At 72.9% G+C, this 490-nt stretch carries 1 protein-coding gene; it reads right to left on the reverse strand.

Translation table 11 applies throughout. The annotated features are described in order from the left end of the window. Nucleotides 1-490 (reverse strand): DUF4118 domain-containing protein (locus tag MXAZACID_RS17485; RefSeq protein ID WP_008495932.1); only part of this gene is annotated, 490 nt, incomplete at both ends.

Raw genomic sequence — 490 nt, forward strand, 5'->3', positions numbered from 1 at the left:
GCACCGAGGGCAGGGTGGAGGTGCCGGCGCCGGTTTCCATGCCATGGGTGGCGCACCATTGCGCCGCCGCCTGCGCCGCCTCGTCCAAAGCCGTGCCGGGCGGGTGGCTGGCTTCGGCGCGCAGCCCCTGCGCATCGGCCAGCAGCACAATGCCGGCCGGGGTCAGGCTGGCCGCTTCCTCGGCGCTGCAGGCCAGCACGTCCGACAAGGTGGCGGCGCGGGAGAGGCGCTGGCCGAATAGCGAGATCCGCCGCAGCGCCTCCACCCGCGCGGATGCCGCCCCGGCCTCCTGGCGCACCCGTCCGGCGAGCTGGCCGGTGAGCACCCCCACCAGCAGGAATACCAGCAGCGCCACCACATCCCGCGGGTCCGCCACCGAGAGCGTGTAGAGCGGCGTCAGGAAGAAGAAATTCCACAGCAGGAAGCCGGCAATGGCGGTGAACAGCCCGGCATTGCGCCCGGAGCGGCTGGCCATGGCGACGATGAGGCC

This window comes from Acidocella sp. MX-AZ02, from assembly GCF_000306035.1.
GTDB classification, from domain to species: Bacteria; Pseudomonadota; Alphaproteobacteria; order Acetobacterales; family Acetobacteraceae; genus Acidocella; species Acidocella facilis.